Genomic DNA, 18,834 nt, shown 5'->3' with positions numbered 1-18,834 from the left:
CCGCTGCCCGGATGCCCACGAGTGCCGACCGGAGAGAAGAGCGAAGTTGTCCCCGACCAGCGAGACCGCAGGCCGCCGACTCGTCATTGTCGAGTCGCCTGCCAAGGCGAAGACGATCAAGGGCTATCTCGGCCCCGGATACGTCGTCGAGGCGAGCGTCGGGCACATCCGCGACCTGCCGAACGGCGCCGCCGAGGTGCCGGACGAGTACACCGGTGAGGTACGCCGCCTCGGCGTGGACGTCGAGAACGACTTCCAGCCGATCTACGTCGTCAATGCAGACAAGAAAGCCCAGGTCAGGAAGCTCAAGCAGCTCCTCGCCGAATCCGACGAACTCTTCCTCGCCACCGATGAGGACCGCGAGGGCGAAGCCATCGCGTGGCACCTGCAGGAAGTCCTCAAGCCCAAGGTCCCGGTCCACCGGATGGTCTTCCACGAGATCACCAAGGACGCGATCAGGGCCGCCGTCGCCAACCCGCGCGAGCTCAACCAGCGCATGGTCGACGCCCAGGAGACCCGCCGTATCCTCGACCGCCTCTACGGCTACGAGGTCTCGCCGGTCCTGTGGAAGAAGGTCATGCCGCGGCTCTCCGCGGGCCGTGTCCAGTCGGTCGCCACCCGCCTCGTCGTCGAGCGGGAGCGCGAGCGCATCGCCTTCCGTTCCGCCGGGTACTGGGACCTGACCGGCACCTTCGCCACCGGACGCACTGGTGACGCCTCCGACCCCTCGACGCTCACCGCCCGCCTCAGCGCGGTCGACGGGCGCCGTATCGCCCAGGGCCGCGACTTCGGTCCCGACGGGCAGCTCAAGCAGGGCTCCGCCCAGACGCTGCACCTGGACGAGACCAACGCCCGCGCCCTGGCCGCGGCGCTCGCCGACTCCGCGTTCGCGGTCCGCTCCGTCGAGTCGAAGCCGTACCGCCGCTCGCCGTACGCGCCCTTCCGCACGACGACCCTCCAGCAGGAGGCGAGCCGGAAGCTGGGCTTCGGGGCCAAGGCCACGATGCAGGTGGCGCAGAAGCTGTACGAGAACGGCTTCATCACCTATATGCGTACGGACTCCACGACCCTCTCGGACACCGCGGTCTCCGCGGCCCGGGCGCAGGTCACGCAGCTGTACGGTGCGAACTACCTGCCCGACAAGCCGCGCACCTACGCCGGCAAGGTCAAGAACGCGCAGGAGGCCCACGAGGCGATCCGCCCCTCCGGCGAACGCTTCCGCACCCCGGCCGAGACCGGCCTCACCGGCGACCAGTTCCGGCTCTACGAGCTGATCTGGAAGCGGACCGTCGCCTCCCAGATGAAGGACGCCACGGGTAACTCCGTGACCGTGAAGATCGGTGGCCGGGCGAGTGACGGCCGTGACGCCGAGTTCTCCGCGTCCGGCAAGACGATCACCTTCCACGGCTTCATGAAGGCGTACGTCGAGGGCGCGGACGACCCGAACGCCGAGCTGGACGACCGTGAGCGCCGTCTGCCGCAGGTCGCCGAGGGCGACGCGCTGACCGCCGACGAGGTCACGGTCGACGGGCACGCCACCAAGCCGCCGGCCCGCTACACCGAGGCCTCGCTGGTCAAGGAGCTCGAAGAGCGCGAGATCGGCCGTCCGTCGACGTACGCCTCGATCATCGGGACGATCCTGGACCGCGGCTACGTGTTCAAGAAGGGCACGGCCCTGGTGCCGTCGTTCCTCTCGTTCGCCGTGGTCAACCTGCTGGAGAAGCACTTCGGCCGGCTCGTCGACTACGACTTCACCGCCCGCATGGAGGACGACCTCGACCGCATCGCGCGGGGCGAGGCCCAGTCCGTGCCGTGGCTGAGGCACTTCTACTTCGGCACGGGTGACGACACGACCGGCGCGGGCGCGGCATCCGCCGCGGGCAACGGCGACGGGGACCACCTCGGTGGCCTGAAGGAGCTCGTCACCGACCTGGGCGCCATCGACGCCCGGGAGATCTCCTCGTTCCCCGTCGGGAACGACATCAAGCTGCGGGTCGGCCGGTACGGCCCGTACATCGAGCGGGGCGAGAAGGACACGGAGGAGCACCAGCGCGCCGACGTGCCGGACGACCTGGCGCCCGATGAGCTGACCGTGGAGCACGCGGAGGAGCTGCTGGCAGCTCCGAGCGGTGACCACGAACTCGGCACCGACCCCGAGAGCGGCCACGAGATCATCGCGAAGCTCGGACGCTACGGCCCGTACGTCACCGAGGTGCTGCCCGAGGGCACCCCGAAGACGGGCAAGAACGCGGTGAAGCCGCGTACCGCGTCACTCTTCAAGTCGATGTCGCTCGATACGGTGACGCTGGCCGACGCGCTCAAGCTGATGTCCCTGCCGAGGGTCGTCGGGGAGGACGCCGAGGGCGTCGAGATCACCGCGCAGAACGGCCGCTACGGTCCGTACCTCAAGAAGGGCACGGACTCGCGGTCGCTGACCTCCGAGGACCAGCTCTTCGACATCACCCTCGAAGAGGCGCTGGCGATCTACGCCCAGCCGAAGCAGCGCGGGCGGGCCGCCGCCAAGCCGCCGCTGAAGGAGCTGGGCACGGACCCCGTGAGCGGGGCCCCTGTGGTCGTGAAGGACGGCCGCTTCGGCGCGTACGTCACCGACGGCGAGACGAACGCGACGCTGCGGACCGACGACAGCGTCGAGGACATCACGCCGGAGCGCGGCTACGAGCTGCTCGCCGAGAAGCGGGCCAAGGGGCCGGCGAAGAAGAAGACGGCGAAGAAGGCTCCGGCCAAGAAGGCGACCGCGAAGAAGGCGACGGCGGCGAAGAAGACGACCGCCAAGAAGGCCACCGCAACCAAGACGACGGCCGCGAAGAAGACGACCGCCGCCAAGAAGGCACCGGCGAAGAAGGCGACCGCCGCGGCGAAGAAGACCGCTTCGGCCGCGTCCGAGGAGAGCTGACCGCGGGCTGATCGCGGGCTGAGCTGCCGGCGCTCGGCTGCGGGAGCCACGAGGAGCAGGCGGTCAGGCGTGCACGTACGCCGGAAGGGCCGGGGGAGACCCGGCCCTTCCGGCGTTGTCGCGAGGTGCGGACGGCGTTCCCGTTGGGCATATGTTCGGACGCGCCCCCCGGGCACCGCACCGCTCCCGATAGGCTGGGCGGATGACGCGAGCCGAGCAGCCACCGGTCGTGAGCCCCACCTCCGACACACTTGCCGCAGACTCACGCGAGCGCGCCGTACGAGCCCTGTTGCGTGTTCCCCCGCTCAGGCGGTTGTGGAGCGCCCAGCTCGTCGGCAGTATCGGCGATTCACTCGCCCTTCTTGTGCTTGTGCTGTTGTCGCTGCAGGCGGCGGTCCTCGAGGGCTCCTTCGGGGCCGGATACCGCGGGGCGGCCTTTGCCGTCGCCGCCGTGTTCGGTGCCCGGATTCTTTCCACCGTGCTCTTCGGAGCCGTACTACTGGGACCTCTGACGGCGCTCACGGCGCCCGGCGGGCCGATCGACCGGCGCTGGCTGATGATCGGGGCGGACGCGCTGCGGCTCGCTGTGCTGGTCGTGGCGCCCCTGTGGATCGACTGGATGCCGGACAAGGCACTCATGATGATCCTGATCACCGTCTTCGTGGCAGGCGTCGGCGAACGGCTGTGGGCGGTGGCCAAGGAGAGCGCGGCTCCCGCGCTGCTTCCCGCCCCGCCCCCGGAGGGCGCCGCCGTGCGCCCGCTGCCGGACCACCTCGACGCCCTCCGCAGGCTCTCCCTGCGGACGAACTTCCTGTCGGTCCCCGCGGCCGCGGTCGTGCTGGTGGTCGCCGCGCTGATCGGTGAACTGCTGGGCACCGGCTTCGACTGGTTCTCCTTCCACCAGGCCGCCCTCGGTTCCTACATCGCGGCGGGGCTCTTCTCCGCCTCGGTCGCGACGCTGTACTTCCTCGAGATTCCGGCCACGCAGACGCCCCGCCCGCGCTCGCCCCTGGAGGGCCTGCGCCGGCCGGCCACCGGAACGGGGTCCGACAAGGGCCGCACCGGGAGCATCCCGCTGGTCGTCGCCGCGTGCTCCGCGGTCGCCGGGGCCATCGCCGCCGCGGCGGGCGTCTCCGTGCTGCACGCCGCCGACCTCGGTGGCGGACCCGCCACCTTCGGCCTGCTGATCCTGGCTCTGACCGGTGGCACCGCGCTCGGTATCCGTACGGCGCGGAAGGTGCTGCCCGCCCTGTCGCGCCGCCGGCTGCTGGCCCTGGCGGTCGCTGTCACGGGCGTGGCGCTCCTCGCGCTCGGCCTGGTGCCCGACACCGCCACCGGGCTGCTGATCGCGCTGCTCGCCGGTTACGCGGCGGGGGTCGCCGCCAACATCGGGCATGCGGTCATCGACCAGGAGACGGAGGCGTTCCGGCAGGCCAGGGCCACCGAGCACCTCCAGGCCGTGGTCCGGGTGCTGGTCGCGCTCGGCGCGGTGGGCGGACCGCTGCTCGCCGCCGCCATCGGACGGCACCGCCTGGGGTCCGGTGACTTCGTCTTCGCGCACGGTGGCGCGGCCTTCACGCTGATGCTCGTCGGCGCGCTGCTGCTGCCCGTCGCGGTGATCGTCCTCGCCAGGACCGACGACCGTGCCGGTGTGCCGCTCCGCCGCGACCTGCGTGAGGCGCTGCGCGGTGGCGACCCCGCCGTCGCGCCCGCGGCGAACGGTTTCTTCCTCGTCCTGGAGGGCGGCGACGGAGCCGGCAAGTCCACCCAGGTCGAGGCGCTCGCCGAATGGATCCGCGCCAAGGGCCACGAGGTCGTCGTGACGCGCGAGCCGGGGGCGACCCCGGTCGGCAAGCGCCTGCGGTCGATCCTGCTGGACGTTTCGTCGGCCGGTCTGTCGAACCGGGCCGAGGCGCTGCTGTACGCCGCCGACCGAGCCGAGCACGTGGACTCGGTCGTCCGCCCGGCACTGGAGCGCGGCGCGATCGTGATCTCCGACCGCTACATCGACTCCTCCGTGGCCTACCAGGGCGCGGGCCGGGACCTCGCCCCGACCGAGATCGCCCGGATCTCGCGCTGGGCGACGAGTGGGCTCGTACCGCACCTGACGGTCCTTCTGGACGTCGACCCGGAGACGGCACGGGAACGCTTCACCGAGGCGCCCGACCGGCTGGAGTCCGAGCCGGCCGAATTCCACACCCGGGTGCGGTCCGGTTTCCTCACCCTCGCGGCGGCCGACCCGGCCCGCTACCTGGTGGTGGACGCCGGGCAGGAGCCGGAAGCGATCACCACGGTCGTACGCCACCGGCTCGACCGGCTGCTCCCGCTCTCCGAGGCTGAGATCAAGGCCCAGGAAGAGGCACGCAGGGCCGCCGAGGAGGAAGCCCGGCGCAAGGCCGAGGAAGAGGCCGCACGCAAGGCCGAGGAGGAGCGGCTGGAGCGCGAGCGGCAGGCTCAGCTCGCCAAGCTCCGCGCCGAGGAGGAGGAGCGCAGGCGCCGCGAGGAGGAAGAGGCGCGGCAGCGCGAGGCCGAACGGCAGGCGGAGGAGGCACGGCAGCGTGCCGAGGAGGCCCGCCGCCGCGCGGAGGAGGAGCGGGCCCGTCTCGAGGCCGAGGAGCGGGCGCGCGAGGCCGAGCAGGAGCGGCTGCGCCTGCAGGCCCAGGAGGAGGCGCGGCTGCGCAAGGAGGCGGAGGAACTGCGCCTGGAGAAGCAGCGCAAGGCGGAGGAGGCGCTGGTGCGGGCCGAGGAGGCCCGCCGCCGTGCCGAGGCCGAGGCTGCTGCCCGGGCGGAGGAGGCAGCTGCGGCCGCCGCCGCGGAGCGTTCCCAGGAGTCCGGCTCCGGGTCCACCGGGCCGTCCGTGCCGGACAACGAGCTCACCGTCCCGACTCCGGTCGTGAACCCGAACGAGATCACGCAGCCCGTGCCGGTCGCCCGGCCGGACCGCCCTACGCCCGAGGCGGACGAGACGACTGTCCTGCCGCCGGTGCGTGACGCGGACGAGACGGCTGTCCTGCCGCCCGTGCGCGACGGGAACCCGTCGGACCGGGTTCCGCCGGGCGTCTTCCGCGACGAGCGCGGGGCCTCCCGCCCCGAGAGCGAGAACGAGCGCACGCGTGAACTGCCCCAGATCAGCGACGACCCGCAGGCGGGACCGGCGGCTCAGGGCGCTTCCGGCCGCCAGAAGCGCCCGCGTCCCGACTGGGCCGAGGAGACGCCGCTCGACGATCTGCCGTCCCTGGCAGACGAACTGCTCGGCGGCAACGACGACGACGACCAGGGCGGCTCCGGACGGGGCGGGCGCCGGCCCCGCCGCTGACGGACGGACGCCGGGCGGGGGCACGGAACGCCGGGACTGTCGGACCCTTCCCGCACAATAGGGAGGCGCCGGGGTTCCGGCGTTCCAGCACCACACCACCGGAAGGGCGGTGACCATGACCGTTTGGGACGACCTGGTCGGACAGGACCGGGTGCAGGAGCAGCTCGGTGCCGCCGCCCGGGACGCCGATGTCCTGGTCACCGCCATCTCCGAGGGCGAGCCGGTGCCCCCCGGCTCGAAGATGACGCATGCCTGGCTGTTCACGGGCCCGCCCGGCTCGGGCCGGTCCACCGCCGCCCGCGCCTTCGCCGCCGCGCTCCAGTGCACCAGCCCCGACCGGGCTCTGGGCGGGGCTCCCGGCTGCGGATTCTGCGACGGCTGCCACACGGCCCTGATCGGGACCCACGCCGACGTCGAGGTGATCCGGACGGATCTGCTCTCGATCGGTGTGAAGGAGACCCGTGAGCTCGTCCGCCGTGCCCAGCTGTCCCCAGCCGTGGGCCGCTGGCAGGTCATCGTCATGGAGGACGCCGACCGCCTCACCGAGGGCGCGGGCAACGTCCTGCTGAAGGCGGTGGAGGAGCCCGCGCCCCGCACGGTGTGGATGCTCTGCGCGCCCTCCCTCGAGGACGTGCTGCCCACGATCCGCTCCCGCTGCCGTCACCTCACGCTGCGTACGCCTCCGGTCGACGCCGTGGCCGATGTGCTGATCAGGCGGGACGGCATCGACCCCGAGCGTGCCGCGTCGGCCGCCCGTGCCACGCAGGGGCACATCGGCCGGGCGCGCCGGCTGGCCACGGACGAGCGGGCGCGTGCGCGCCGCGCCGCCGTGCTCAAGCTCCCGCTGCGTGTCCATGACGTCGGCGGCTGCCTCAAGGCGGCCCAGGAGCTGATCGATACGGCGACCGACGACGCCAAACAGGTCGCCGAGGAGGTCGACGTCAAGGAGACGGACGACCTGAAGGCGGCGCTCGGCGGCGTGGCGGGGGGCCGGATGCCTCGCGGGACGGCGGGTGCGATGAAGGACCTGGAGGACAGGCAGAAACGCCGCAGGACGCGTACGCAGCGCGACAGCCTGGACCTCGCGCTCAGCGAGCTCACCGGCTTCTACCGCGATGTGCTGGCACTCCAGCTCGGTTCCCGGATCGCCCTCGCCAACACCGACGTCCGGGACTCCCTCGACCGGATCGCCGAGTCGTCCACCCCCGAGCGCACCCTGCGCCGGATAGAGGCCGTGATCGCCTGCCGCCGCGCCCTCGACCGCAACGTCGCGCCGCTGCTGGCCGTGGAGGCCATGGCGGTCGCGCTCCGGGCGGGCTGAGTCCGGCGTCCCCGCGTGGCGCGTTCACGGGTGCGCACGGGCCGGGTGAATTCACCCGTATGAGCAGGGAATCGGTTGAGTCGTCACACGGCGGCTACGCTCCGGGGATGGACACCAGGCGCCTGCTCCGCATCTTCGCCACCGCGCTCGGCACTGCCGGCCTCCTCGTCTCCGGCTGCAGCAGCGGAAGTTCGGCGCCGAGCGCGTCGGCGACGGGATCGGCCGCCACCGAGGAACTCGAGCCCTACTACGGGCAGAAGCTGCGCTGGCGGGACTGCGGCGTGGAGGGCTTCCAGTGCACCACGATGAAGGCCCCGCTCGACTACGCGAAGCCCGACGGCGGGGACGTCAAGCTGGCCGTCTCACGCAAGAAGGCCACCGGACCGGGCAAACGGATCGGTTCGCTCCTGGTCAATCCGGGCGGCCCCGGCGGCTCGGCCGTCGGCTACCTCCAGGGATACGCCGCCGTCGGCTACCACGCCCCGGTCCGCGCCCGGTACGACATGGTGGCCATCGACCCGCGCGGAGTGGCCCGCAGCGAACCGGTCGAGTGCCTCACCGGCAAGGAGATGGACGCCTACACGCAGGTCGACCAGACTCCGGACGACGAGGGCGAGATCAGCGAGCTGAACAAGTCCTTCAAGAAGTTCGCCGACGGCTGCGCGAAGCGCTCCGGCAAGATCCTTCCGCATGTGTCCACGGTCGAGACGGCGCGTGACATGGACATCCTGCGGTCCCTGCTCGGCGACGAGAAGCTGAACTACGTCGGCGCCTCGTACGGCACGTTCCTCGGTGCGACCTACGCCGATCTGTTCCCCGCCCGGGCGGGGCGTCTCGTCCTGGACGGGGCGATGGACCCCTCGCTCCCCGCGGTCGACATCAACCGCGATCAGACCGCCGGTTTCGAGACGGCCTTCCAGTCGTTCGCCGCGGACTGTGTGAAGCAGGCCGACTGCCCGCTCGGCACCACGTCCACCGCGTCCGCGGCGACCGCCCTGAAGAAGCTCTTCGCCGATCTGGACTCCGAGCCCGTGCCGACCGGCGAGACCCGGAAGCTGACCGAGTCCCTGGCGACCACGGGCGTGATCGCCGCCATGTACGACGAGGCCGCCTGGCCCCAGCTCCGCGAGGCCGTCGCCTCGGCTCAGCGCGGTGACGGCTCCGGCCTCCTCGCCCTGGCCGACAGCTACTACGAGCGCGAACCGAGCGGCAAGTACGCCAATCTGATGTTCGCCAACGCCGCCGTGAACTGCCTCGACCTGGCCCCCGCCTTCGCCGGCCCCGCAGAGGCGGAGAAGGCGGTCCCGGAATTCGAGAAGGCGTCCCCGGTCTTCGGCAGGGGCTTCGCCTGGGCCGCGCTGAACTGCGGATCCTGGCCCGTGGACCCCACCGGCACCCCGCACCGCACCGAGGCTGAGGGCGCCGCCCCGATCGTCGTGGTCGGCACCACCCGGGACCCGGCCACCCCGTACAAGTGGGCCGAGTCCCTCGCGGAGCAGCTCTCCTCCGGCACTTTGCTGACCTACGAGGGCGACGGACACACGGCGTACGGCCGGGGCAGCGACTGCGTCGACACGGCGATCAACACCTACCTGCTGGACGGCACGCCGCCCAAGGACGGTAAGAAGTGCACCTGACCTGCGGATACGGCAGCGGCGCCGGGCGGTACGGAGCACCCCTGGAAACTGTGTAGACTTGGCGTCGCTGCTGACCGCACCATGGTGCGACAGAGCGTGCCGCCTTAGCTCAGTTGGCCAGAGCAACGCACTCGTAATGCGTAGGTCTCGGGTTCGAATCCCGAAGGCGGCTCTGTGGAAGCCTCAGGACTCACTCGCCGTGACCTGGGGCTTTTGCTTTTGCTGGATGCCGCCACTGTGCCGGTCGTGGGTCGCCGCGCTGTTCGTGGTCTCACTCCTGCGCCGGGGGATGAGGAAGGTCGCCAGCATTCCGAGCGCCAGCAGTGCGGCACAGATGTAGCCGTTGATCTGGATCGCGTGGGACATGGCGTCACGGGCGGCCCCGGCGGCCGCTTCCGTCTCCGGGTTCGTGAGGACGAGGACGCACTGCTGCGAGCCCTGGGCGTGATCGAGGCCAGCCGGGCCGCGTGGCAGGTGGAGCTGCGGACGTATGCGGCGGCGCGGGCGGAGGCGAAACGCCGCGGCGTTCGCACCCCGGGCCCCCGCGAGCGCAATCCGAACAGTCCGGAGTACTGGTACGGGGCACGGCGTGAGGCGGCCCTGCACGCCGTGGGTCATTGGCGCGTACGGCTGCGGAGTGCGGGGCTCACCGGTGAGCTGAGCCGCACCGTGGATCTCTGTGCCGCCGACTGCCTGGAGAGCGGGGGCGTGCAGGGCGAGCGGGAGCGAGCGCGTCTGGCAGCCTGCGCCGATGCGCTGGAGCGACGCATGGAGCCGCCCGTCCACCGGGATGACGCGGCCACGTATTTTCATCACCGCGATCTGCTGCGCGTGCTGAGGCTGATAGGCATGGCGGCGCGAACCGATGACGGGGACCAGGGGGCGGACGGGCATGACTGAAGGTGTGGCAACTGCGGATGGCGCGGGAAGTCTGCCCGGGCCGCTCGTCGGTCCCGAATGGCTCGCGGTGCGGCTGGCGGCCCGTGGGCTCGTGGTCCTCGACGCCTCCGTGGGTGTGCACCGCGCGACGGAGATGCGGATCCCCGGGGCGCGGCGCTTCGACATCGACGGGGTGATGTCCGACCACGCCGTGCCACTGCCGCACACGATGCCCGGTGCCCGGCGCTTCACCGAGGAGATGCGCGCCCTGGGCGTCGACGGCACCGACACCGTCGTCGTCTATGACACCGCCGGTGTCTACTCCAGTGCCCGCGCCTGGTGGATGCTGCGCGCCATGGGCTTGGGCCGGGTGGCGGTGCTCGATGGCGGCATGCCCGCGTGGACCGCGGCCGGGCTGCCGGTGGAGGAGGGCGGTGCGCCCGGAGGCACCGGGCGCACCGGTGACTTCACCGCCCGCCCCCGTGAGGGGATGCTGGTCGGCAGCGGTGCGGTGGCGGCCGCCCTGGCGGACCCGGGATCGGCTGTCCTCGACGCACGCACCCGGGAGCGCTTCGCCGGTTCGGTGGCCGAGCCCCGGCCGGGGCTCCGGCGGGGCCACATGCCGGGGGCGCTGAACCTGCCGTTCGGGGAGATCCAGCGTGACGGCCGGCTGCTCCCGGCCCGGGAACTGCGCGCGGTGTTCGGCGCGTTGCTCGGGGAGCGGGAACGCCTGGTCGTCAGCTGCGGCTCGGGCGTCACCGCCTGCGTCCTCGCGCTGGGCGCCGAACTCGCCGGATACAGCGAGGTATCCGTGTACGACGGATCGTGGAGCGAGTGGGGCCGCCCGTCCGAACTCCCGGTCACGGCGGGCGCGTAGGAAGGCTCTTGCGCGCGAGTGCCCAGAGGGTGGCCGCCGAGGATGAGTGCCGTGGCCCGTGGGCCTGAGTACGCACGCGCATGCCGCGGGGAGCCGTCCCCCGCAGAGTGGAGGCACGTACTCCGCAGTGCTGAAAGGCAGCCGCGCATGTTCCCCGCACTCCCCGCTCCCGCCTCCACGGCGCCCGCGCCCCGCCCTCGCCCCGCCACGACGGGCCAGGTCTTCCTGGTCGCCCTGATCTGGTCCGTGCCCCTCGCCGCGCTGTTCTTCCTCGCGTTCCTGGTGCTGATGGTGTCGGTGTGGAGCGCTGCCTCCGGTGAGTCCCCCGTGTCGTTCCTGCTGGGCGCGGCCGGGGTGCTCGCCGCGGGAGCGGCCGTACTGACCGGCCTGTACCGCTCCCCTCCGTTGCGCCGCATGACCCCGATGGGCCGGCTGGCCCTGCTCGGCGCGATGGTGTGGCCGTTCCCGGTGGTCACCCTGGCGTACGCGCTCAACGGCTGACCGGCACCGGGTCACTCCCGGGCGCCCGCCACCTCCACCGGCCTCGTTCGCAGTGCCACGAGCGCGGGCAGTACGGCGGAGACCGCGGCCGCGAGGGCGCACGCGGCCAGGACGGAGAGGAGGGCGGTCCACGGGACGGCAACCGGGGAGCTCACCGAGAGGAGCTCCAGGGCGCTCTTCACCCCCAGCAGGTTCAGCCCGGCCACCGCCCCTCCCAGGACCGCGCCCACCGCCACGACCACCAGCGCCTCGACCGCCACCAGCCGGAGCACCTGCGGTTTCGTGGCCCCGGTGAGGCGGAGCACCGCCAGGTCGCGTACCCGGTCGGAGGTGGCCATGACCAGGGTGTTCGCCAGGGCGATCCCCGTGTACAGAAGGGCGATGCCCAGGATGAGCAGCAGGCCCGCCCGGGTGTTGCCACCGGTGCGCGGGTGGTGGGCGGCCACCCACGCGTCGCGTGTCATGACCGGGGTGCCGGTGTCCCGCCCGGCCTTCACCAGGAGGGCCTGGACGGCTGAACGGTCGGCCCCCTCACGGAGCTTGATGTCGATGCGGTCGATGGCGGCCCCGGCCGCGTTCGCGGGGGTCACGTACACCCCGTTGCTTCCGGTGCCGGTCCGCATCACGGCCGCGACGCGGAGCGACACCTCACGGCCGTCGCCGAGCCAGACGCGCACGTGCCGGCCCACCGTCCGTGTCTCCCACTCCTCGTTGACGACGATGGAGTCGTCGTCCAGGTCCGTGATCCGGCCGGCGACGAGGGGCAGGCGTGCGGTCGCCGCCAGGGTGGCCGGCTCCGCCGCCCGTGCCTCCGACCTGATGAGCGCGGTGCCTTCTTCGAGGACGGCGACCCCGGTGGAGCGGGAGGCACCGGCCACGGCCCCGGGCACGCTCCGTACGCGCTGCACGAAGCGCGGGTCCAGTGGGCCGTCACCGCCGGCCACGTAGTCCGCGCCGGAGACCGAGGCCGCTTCGGTGGCCTTGGCCTCGTTGACCGTGGCGACGGTGCCCAGCAGCGAGCCCGTCAGGGCGACGGTGATCATGACGGGTGCGGCGACCGCGGCGGTGCGGCGCACGGCGGTGGACGCGTTCTGCCGGGCCAGCAGGCCGGTGGCGCCCGGCAGCCGGGCGGGGAGCCAGGTGAGCAGGCGCGTCATCGGACGCACCGCGAGTGGCGAGAGCAGCGCGCAGCCGACGATGATCCACATGGGCTGCAGGATGTATGTCTTCCGTTTGAGTACGTCCCCGGGGTCGGTCAGCAGGGACCAGCCCAGCAGCCCGAGACCGGTCAGCAGGACGGCTGCGCCCAGCAGCAGGCGGCCCGGCGGCATCCTTCCGGCGTCCACGGCCGCGTCGCGGAGCGCCTCCACGGGGCGGATCCGGCCCGCGCGGTGGGAGGAGGCGGCGGCCCCGGCGAGCGCCACGGCCAGGCCGGTCCAGAAGGCGGTGTGCAGCGGCCACGTCGCGTCGCCGATGGCGAACCAGGCCGGGGCGAGGCCCCCGTCGGCCAGCCGGCCCGCCAGCACGGGTGCGGCGGTGTCACCCAGCAGACATCCGGCGGCCGAGGCCAGGGCGCCGATCACGAGCGCCTCCATGACGACCGTGCGCCGCACCTGACCGGGTGTGGCGCCCGCCGTGCGGAGCAGCCCGAACTCCCTTCTGCGCTGGGCCACCGCGAAGGAGAACGTCGAGGCGACGACGAAGACCGAGACGAAACCGGTGATACCGGCCGCCGTGCCGAGCAGCGCGTTGACGGCGGTCAGGGCCTCACTGTCCCGGTCGGGATCGGCGTCCGCCCGGCGCCGGTCGTCGCCGGTCAGGACACTCATGCCGGGATAGGTTCCGGTCAACTGCCGTACGGCGCCCGCGTCGGCGTGCACGGCCACCGCGTCGACGGCGGGGTGGATGCGGGCGGCCTCGGCGTCGCTGAAGAACACCGCTGTCTCGAAGCCGGCGTCCGCCACCGTGCCGACGACCGTCCGTGTTCCCGTGCCGGACGTGGAACCGGGGACGGCGACTTGGACCCGGTCACCGGCCCGGATGCCCGCACCCGCGTGCGCCGTCACGACGACCTCGTCCGCCGCGGCCGGCGCCCGGCCGGAGGTGACGCGGTAGGGGGTGGCGGCGGCGACGGACCACGGATGTCCCACGGCCCCCTCGCCGGCCAGACGGACGGGGAACGTACGGTCCTCCGCCGTCGGCCCCAGCGCGGAGAGCCCGTCGGCCAGGCGCTGCGGCACCGGCCGGGGGTCGGTGAGCCGGGCCGTACGCGCCCCGATCGATGTGGCGACCCGGAGGGTGTCCGACGGCGCCACCACGACCGGTGCCGCGGCGAAGCGTTCCGGGGCGCGTTCCGGGGCGTCGAAGGTGGCCGCGAGTGCCAGCCCGGTCATGGCGATCAGCCCGACGCCCAGGGCGAGTGCGACGAAGGAGCCGACGAAGGTGACCCAGCGGGTCCGCATCGAGCGCAGGGCGGAGATCAGCACGGGGCCACCGCCAGGGCGGTCATGCGCGCGGCGATCTCCCCGGCGGCCGGGTCCCGCAGCTCGTCCCGTATCGATCCGTCGGCCAGGAACACCACACGGTCCGCGTAGGAGGCGGCCACCGGGTCGTGCGTCACCATGATCACCGTCTGGCCGCCGTCGGCCATCGACCGCAGCAGCCCCAGGACCTCCTGGCCCGTACGGGAATCGAGCGCCCCGGTCGGTTCGTCGCCGAACAGGACCTCGGGCCGGGTGACCAAGGCCCGTGCCAGGGCGACGCGTTGCTGCTGCCCGCCGGAGAGCTCGGTGGGCCGGTGGCGGGCCCGGGAGCCGAGGCCGACCCGCTCCAGCACCTCGCGTACCTCCGCGCGCCGGGGTCTGCGGCCCGCGAGCCGGAGCGGAAGCGCCACATTCTGCTCGGCGGTGAGGGCCGGCAGCAGGTTGAAGGCCTGGAAGACGAATCCGATCCGCTCGCGGCGCAGCAGCGTGAGCCTCCGCTCGCTCAGCCCGGTCATCTCCGTGTCCCCGAGGAACACCCGGCCGGACGTGGGCCGGTCGAGGCCGGCCGTGCACTGGAGGAGCGTCGACTTCCCCGAACCTGACGGTCCCATGATCGCGGTGAAGGAGCCCCGGGGGATGGTGAGGCTGACTCCGTCCAGCGCGGTGACCGCGTCGGCGGCCTTCCCGAAGGACCGGGTGAGGGTGTCGAGCCGTACGGCTGCGGGTCGTTGATTCATGGGGTCAACCCAACCGGCGGCGCCCGCCGCCCACATCGCAGTGAGGAGGAGTCCTGGGGGTGGAGTCAGCTCCACCCCCGGCCCCCCGCCCACCGGGTGGTGGTGACCGGTCCGCGCTGTCTACGGTGCGGTCCATGAGCTCACTCACCCTCCGGCAGGCCCTCGTGCGGCGCCGTTATCTCCTCGGCGCCTGGCCGTGGCGCGCGGCGCTCTACCTGCTGAGCAGCGTCCCGGCGGGGCTGGCCCTCCTCGTGTCCGTCCTGCTGCTGGCCGTGGTGGGCGGCGCCCTGACCCTGGTGCTCATCGGCCTGCCGCTGCTGCTGACGCTCGCCCTCATCGGCATCCCGGTGGCCGCGGCCGAACGCCGCAGGCTACGGCTGATCGACCCCGTCCCCCTCGGTGATCCGCACCGAGCGCCGGCGCGCGCCGGTCTGCCGGCATGGCTCCGTACGCGGCTCCGGGAGCGGGCCACCTGGCGGGAGTTCGGGTACGCGCTGCTGTTCGCCGGGGTGCTCTGGCCGCTGGAGGGCCTGCTCGTCGGGGGCGTACTGGCGGTCTGCGGCGGGCTGCTGGCGACGCCGGTCGTCATGGCGGCGGTCACCGGCGGCGAGGAGGTGCGCGTACTGAAGCTCTATCTGGCCGACTCGTACCCGCAGGCTTTCGCGCTTGCCCTGCTCGGGCTGGTTCTGCTGCCGTTCCTGGCCTATCCGCTCGGGTGGGCGGCGGTGGCGCGCGCGGCACTGACCCGGGCGCTGCTGTCCTCGGCGGCCGACGGGCTCGACGCCCGCATCGAGGAGCTGGGCCGCTCCCGGATGCGGCTGGTGGACGCCTTCGAGGCGGAGCGCCGCCGGATCGAGCGCGATCTGCACGACGGGGCGCAGCAGCGGCTCGTCGCCCTCTCGATGACGCTCGGACTGGCCAGGCTGGAGAGCCCGGCCGAACCGCTGGGCGGACTGCTGGCCAAGGCGCACGAGGAAGCGGGGGAAGCCCTGGTGGAGATCAGGGAACTCATCCGGGGCATCCACCCCCAGGTCCTCACCGACCGGGGGCTGGCCGCGGCGGTCGAGGACGTCGCCGACCGCTCGGCCGTACCCGTCGATGTGGACCTCGACATACCCGATCGGCTGCCCCAGCCGGTGGAGACCGCCGTGTACTTCGCCCTCTGCGAGGCGCTGGCCAACGTGGCCAAGCACAGCGGGGCGGACCGGGCGTGGGTGACGGGCCGGGACGACGGCGAGCGGCTGACCGTCGAGGTGCGGGACGACGGGGCCGGAGGCGCGGCGACCACCGGAGGGACCGGGCTCCAGGGGGTCGCCGACCGGCTCTCCGTGCTGGACGGACGGCTGCTACTGTCCAGCCCGGCCGGGGGGCCGACGGTGCTCCGGCTGGACGTCCCCCGGGCCCCTGCTCACCTGGTCGAATGAGGGTTGGATGCTGCGCATCGTGCTGGCCGAGGACAGTGTGCTCCTGAGGGAGGGCCTCGTCGGCCTGCTGGAGAGGTTCGGCCACCAGGTGGTGGCATCGGTCGGCACCGCCGGCGAACTCACCGCGGCCGTCGCCGAACACGGCCCGGACATCGTGGTGACGGATGTGCGGATGCCGCCCGGCTTCTCCGACGAGGGCCTCCGCGCCGCCGTGGCCCTGCGGGAGACCCGGCCCCGGCTGCCCGTTCTGGTCCTCAGCCAGTACGTCCAGCGGGCCTACGCCGAGGAGTTGCTCGACTCCTGCGACGGCGAGGGGGTGGGCTACCTCCTCAAGGAACGTGTCGGAAAGGTGGAGGAGTTCGTCGACGCGCTCCAGCGGGTCGCCGAGGGCGGGACGGTCGTCGACCCGGAAGTGGTGCGTCAGCTCCTGAGGCACCGGCGTGACCCGTTGTCGCGGCTGACCGCGCGGGAGCGGGAGGTGCTGGCCCTGATGGCGGAGGGCCGGTCGAACGCCTCGGTGGCCGAGGCGCTGACGGTCAGTGAGGGCACGGTCAGCAAGCACTTCGGCTCGATCCTCACCAAGCTGGACCTGTCCCTGACCGACGCGACGAACCGCCGGGTCCTCGCGGTGCTGGCCTACCTGCGGAAGTGACCCGCTCCCGGACGCCGGTGGGCTGCCGGCAGGAGCGCCGTCAGCCCGCCAGTGAGGCGACCAGCTCCGCCGCCTCGTCCAGCACCGCCGTCTCCTGCGCGGTGAGCTGCGGGTCCGCCGCGCGCAGGGCGGTGGCGCGGGCGAGGGCGTCGGCGGGCAGACCGCCGTCGTCCGCGAACAGGGAGAGCAGCGCCGCCAGCAGTTCCCGGAGCCGAGCGCCGGCAGGGAACGACGGATCGAGGGCGACCTGGGCCAGGATCACCGATGTCATGGCCCGGTCCAGGGCGGGCGGCCCCTCGCCGGCCGTCAGCCAGTCGATCACCATGGCGCCGTCGGGGGTCATGACGACGTTCTCCGGGTGCAGGTCCAGGTGGAGGATCCGGTCCTCGGGGTCCTGGGAGAGCCGTGGAGGGATCGCGTGCAGCTCCCGCAGGAGCCGCGCCAGCAGCTCCGCGCCCTCGCCCTCGGTGACGGCGCCCGTCACGAGCGCCTCGGCCAGCGTCGGCCCGGTCAGCCGTTGCATCACCAGATCCGCGGGATGCGCCTCCTCGGCCGGCGGACCGATGCGGGGGACGGGGTAGCCCGAGGCCGAGAGGTACGACATCACGGCCAGTTCACCGGTGGCGTCGATGCCGTCGCGGTAGCGGCGCAGGACCCAGGGGCCGTCGAGTGCGTACACGTCGGCGGTGCGTCCCGAGCCCAGGAGTGGGCCTATATGCATGAGGGGAAACCTACCCGCGCCGTCGCGCCCGGGGGAGGGGGAGTCACCAGCGCATGTGAACGTCCTCGGCCCAGCCCAGCAGCTGCTCCACGGCGATCTCGGCCCCGTCGTCGGTACGGATCCTGCCGTTGTAGTGCCCGAAACGCTGGTCGGTGCGGTTGGCGATCAGACCGACGTCCGTGTGCACGGCCCGGTTGTGGAACGGGGTGAACGTCAGGTCCACCTGGCCGGACGAGGGCGCACGGAGGGTCCAGGGGGCCAGTGGGTCGGAGACGGACCACTGCCAGTCCAGCTCCTCGCCGATCTTGGTGAGCCGGCCGTCCACACAGAGGCCGTTCTCGGTGGAGCCGGTGCCTTCCGTCCAGCGTCCGCCGAACTGGAGGCCGACCGTGTGCCCGTCCGTACGGCCGGACGCGGCGCCCCAGTTCCAGTCGACCGTACGCGGCCAGCGCCCGCGGCCGTGGTCCAGGACGGCCCAGGTGTCCTCCCCGCCGAACCTCAGGAGATCGTTGCCGATCCGCACCCGGCCGGAGGCGGGGAGCGCGGTGTGCTTGGAGGTGTACTGGAAGCGCTGTGCGCTCCACGGCACGACCACGGAGAGAGACTCGTGTCCTTCCGGCCGCGACACCAGGAGGCCGACCTCCAGCGGCAGCCGCTCCGGGGTCAGACAGCGGGCCCGGAGCCTCGTGCCGGCGTTCTCGTCACGGATCTCGATGCGCACCTTGCCGCCGGTCGGGCGGGCGGGGCCGACGACCACGTCCTCGGAGCCCGGGGCCCCGGCGACGGTGTCGGGGAGGTGGACGCCCCGGCCGGCGGGGACGATCGAGGAGCACTCGAACTCGCGCCCTCCGGGGCCGAATTCCAGCACGTAGAGCGTGTTCAGCGCCAGGAAGTCGAGGTCGCTCACGGTCAGGGCCACCAGATGGGTGGGCGTGGTCACGCACCAGTACTCCCACCGCTTCGTCCTGCCCCAGCCCCGCAGATTGGCCCGGTGCAGCGGCTTCCTGGACCAGCCGACCGCCGCCGGGTTCAGGCCGCCGTCGGACAGACAGAGGTCGACGGGCTCGGTGATCTCGTGCTCGTGCGTCGCCATGGCCGGAGCCTATAGCGGTGCGACGCCCTGCCCCGGCACGGCTCCGGCGCGCCCCAGACGCGGTGGTAGGGGGCGGACGGGATCTCCTGTCCAGGGCCCGCGCGCGGCTACTTTTTCGGCAGTTCGCCACCCGGGTTCCGCTGCCCCGGAGCCCGACGCCCCCCGCACACAAGGAGAGTGACGTGGAGACGACCGTGCTCCGCAGACGCGCGTTCGCCGCAGGAGCCGCCGCCGTGGCGGTGGGCGCGCTCGCCCTCGCCGGTCTGACCGGTGTCGCCC

At 72.8% G+C, this 18,834-nt stretch carries 14 protein-coding genes and 1 tRNA gene; 10 read left to right on the top strand and 5 right to left on the bottom strand.

The features are described 5' to 3' along the window. The first annotated feature begins 46 nt into the window (after positions 1–46). From topA to ACIBCU_RS15375, 5 genes are all read left to right on the top strand, one after another. Positions 47–2,914 (top strand): type I DNA topoisomerase, encoded by a 2,868-nt coding sequence (gene topA / locus ACIBCU_RS15395; RefSeq protein WP_399231780.1) that lies wholly within the window; start codon positions 47–49, stop codon positions 2,912–2,914. 202 nt (positions 2,915–3,116) lie between these two features. Further along, complete coding sequence (gene tmk, locus ACIBCU_RS15390; protein ID WP_399231778.1) at positions 3,117–6,230, top strand: dTMP kinase; 3,114 nt, start codon at positions 3,117–3,119, stop codon at positions 6,228–6,230. Positions 6,231–6,345: 115 nt separating this feature from the next. Beyond that, on the top strand, positions 6,346–7,551 hold the full coding sequence (locus ACIBCU_RS15385) for a DNA polymerase III subunit delta' (RefSeq protein WP_362927166.1): 1,206 nt from the start codon (positions 6,346–6,348) through the stop codon (positions 7,549–7,551). A gap of 107 nt (positions 7,552–7,658) precedes the next feature. Further along, positions 7,659–9,188 (top strand): alpha/beta hydrolase, encoded by a 1,530-nt coding sequence (locus tag ACIBCU_RS15380; RefSeq protein WP_362927165.1) that lies wholly within the window; start codon positions 7,659–7,661, stop codon positions 9,186–9,188. A 98-nt stretch (positions 9,189–9,286) separates the two neighbouring features. Further along, a tRNA-Thr gene (locus tag ACIBCU_RS15375) sits at positions 9,287–9,360 on the top strand. Between the two features lie 11 nt (positions 9,361–9,371). On the opposite strand, the gene ACIBCU_RS15370 is transcribed toward ACIBCU_RS15375, so the two are convergent. Continuing rightward, positions 9,372–9,554 (bottom strand): hypothetical protein, encoded by a 183-nt coding sequence (locus ACIBCU_RS15370; RefSeq protein ID WP_399231775.1) that lies wholly within the window; start codon positions 9,552–9,554, stop codon positions 9,372–9,374. Between ACIBCU_RS15370 and ACIBCU_RS15365 the strand changes: the two genes are divergently transcribed. The 3 genes from ACIBCU_RS15365 to ACIBCU_RS15355 all read left to right on the top strand — a co-directional run bounded on the left by ACIBCU_RS15365 (position 9,546) and on the right by ACIBCU_RS15355 (position 11,445). Beyond that, a complete protein-coding gene (locus tag ACIBCU_RS15365; protein ID WP_399231773.1) occupies positions 9,546–10,088 on the top strand; it encodes a hypothetical protein in 543 nt (180 codons plus the stop codon). The two genes, ACIBCU_RS15370 and ACIBCU_RS15365, sit on opposite strands and share 9 nt — an antisense overlap. Next, positions 10,081–10,944 (top strand): sulfurtransferase, encoded by an 864-nt coding sequence (locus ACIBCU_RS15360; protein WP_399231771.1) that lies wholly within the window; start codon positions 10,081–10,083, stop codon positions 10,942–10,944. The genes ACIBCU_RS15365 and ACIBCU_RS15360 overlap by 8 nt, the downstream gene beginning before the upstream one ends. Before the next feature lie 147 nt (positions 10,945–11,091). Next, complete coding sequence (locus ACIBCU_RS15355; protein WP_362927159.1) at positions 11,092–11,445, top strand: hypothetical protein; 354 nt, start codon at positions 11,092–11,094, stop codon at positions 11,443–11,445. Between the two features lie 11 nt (positions 11,446–11,456). On the opposite strand, the gene ACIBCU_RS15350 is transcribed toward ACIBCU_RS15355, so the two are convergent. Both ACIBCU_RS15350 and ACIBCU_RS15345 read right to left on the bottom strand, forming a co-directional pair. Beyond that, a complete protein-coding gene (locus ACIBCU_RS15350) occupies positions 11,457–13,931 on the bottom strand; it encodes an FtsX-like permease family protein (RefSeq protein ID WP_399231769.1) in 2,475 nt (824 codons plus the stop codon). After that, positions 13,925–14,665, bottom strand: a complete 741-nt coding sequence (locus tag ACIBCU_RS15345; protein WP_362927156.1) for an ABC transporter ATP-binding protein — start codon at positions 14,663–14,665, stop codon at positions 13,925–13,927. Before ACIBCU_RS15345 ends, ACIBCU_RS15350 begins: the two co-directional genes overlap by 7 nt. A 134-nt stretch (positions 14,666–14,799) precedes the next feature. Between ACIBCU_RS15345 and ACIBCU_RS15340 the strand changes: the two genes are divergently transcribed. Together ACIBCU_RS15340 and ACIBCU_RS15335 are read left to right on the top strand one after the other, a co-directional pair. Next, positions 14,800–16,089 carry a sensor domain-containing protein gene (locus ACIBCU_RS15340; RefSeq protein WP_362927155.1) on the top strand — a complete coding sequence of 430 codons (1,290 nt, stop codon included), beginning with the start codon at positions 14,800–14,802 and terminating at the stop codon, positions 16,087–16,089. 7 nt (positions 16,090–16,096) lie between these two features. Beyond that, positions 16,097–16,741, top strand: a complete 645-nt coding sequence (locus ACIBCU_RS15335) for a response regulator transcription factor (RefSeq protein ID WP_362927154.1) — start codon at positions 16,097–16,099, stop codon at positions 16,739–16,741. Positions 16,742–16,781: 40 nt separating this feature from the next. On the opposite strand, the gene ACIBCU_RS15330 is transcribed toward ACIBCU_RS15335, so the two are convergent. After that, positions 16,782–17,462: a phosphotransferase gene (locus tag ACIBCU_RS15330; RefSeq protein ID WP_362927153.1), complete on the bottom strand. Its 681-nt coding sequence runs from the start codon at positions 17,460–17,462 to the stop codon at positions 16,782–16,784. A gap of 43 nt (positions 17,463–17,505) precedes the next feature. After that, on the bottom strand, positions 17,506–18,555 hold the full coding sequence (locus ACIBCU_RS15325; protein WP_362927152.1) for a DUF2804 domain-containing protein: 1,050 nt from the start codon (positions 18,553–18,555) through the stop codon (positions 17,506–17,508). Positions 18,556–18,834: the final 279 nt, after the last annotated feature.

The sequence above is a fragment of the Streptomyces sp. NPDC051064 genome (assembly GCF_044455985.1).
GTDB lineage: Bacteria > Actinomycetota > Actinomycetes > Streptomycetales > Streptomycetaceae > Streptomyces.
The sequence above is the reverse complement of the archived record's forward strand: the minus strand, read 5'-3'. Positions and strand labels throughout refer to the sequence as shown.

Bases quoted from the DNA above. Each gene is read 5' to 3' on its own strand.
- tmk (WP_399231778.1), top strand. From the start codon at position 3,117: ATGACGCGAGCCGAGCAGCCACCGGTCGTGAGCCCCACCTCCGACACA.
- ACIBCU_RS15385 (WP_362927166.1), top strand. From the start codon at position 6,346: ATGACCGTTTGGGACGACCTGGTCGGACAGGACCGGGTGCAGGAGCAG.
- ACIBCU_RS15380 (WP_362927165.1), top strand. From the start codon at position 7,659: ATGGACACCAGGCGCCTGCTCCGCATCTTCGCCACCGCGCTCGGCACT.
- ACIBCU_RS15370 (WP_399231775.1), bottom strand. From the start codon at position 9,554: ATGTCCCACGCGATCCAGATCAACGGCTACATCTGTGCCGCACTGCTG.
- ACIBCU_RS15360 (WP_399231771.1), top strand. From the start codon at position 10,081: ATGACTGAAGGTGTGGCAACTGCGGATGGCGCGGGAAGTCTGCCCGGG.
- ACIBCU_RS15355 (WP_362927159.1), top strand. From the start codon at position 11,092: ATGTTCCCCGCACTCCCCGCTCCCGCCTCCACGGCGCCCGCGCCCCGC.
- ACIBCU_RS15345 (WP_362927156.1), bottom strand. From the start codon at position 14,665: ATGAATCAACGACCCGCAGCCGTACGGCTCGACACCCTCACCCGGTCC.
- ACIBCU_RS15340 (WP_362927155.1), top strand. From the start codon at position 14,800: ATGAGCTCACTCACCCTCCGGCAGGCCCTCGTGCGGCGCCGTTATCTC.
- ACIBCU_RS15335 (WP_362927154.1), top strand. From the start codon at position 16,097: ATGCTGCGCATCGTGCTGGCCGAGGACAGTGTGCTCCTGAGGGAGGGC.
- ACIBCU_RS15330 (WP_362927153.1), bottom strand. From the start codon at position 17,462: ATGCATATAGGCCCACTCCTGGGCTCGGGACGCACCGCCGACGTGTAC.
- ACIBCU_RS15325 (WP_362927152.1), bottom strand. From the start codon at position 18,555: ATGGCGACGCACGAGCACGAGATCACCGAGCCCGTCGACCTCTGTCTG.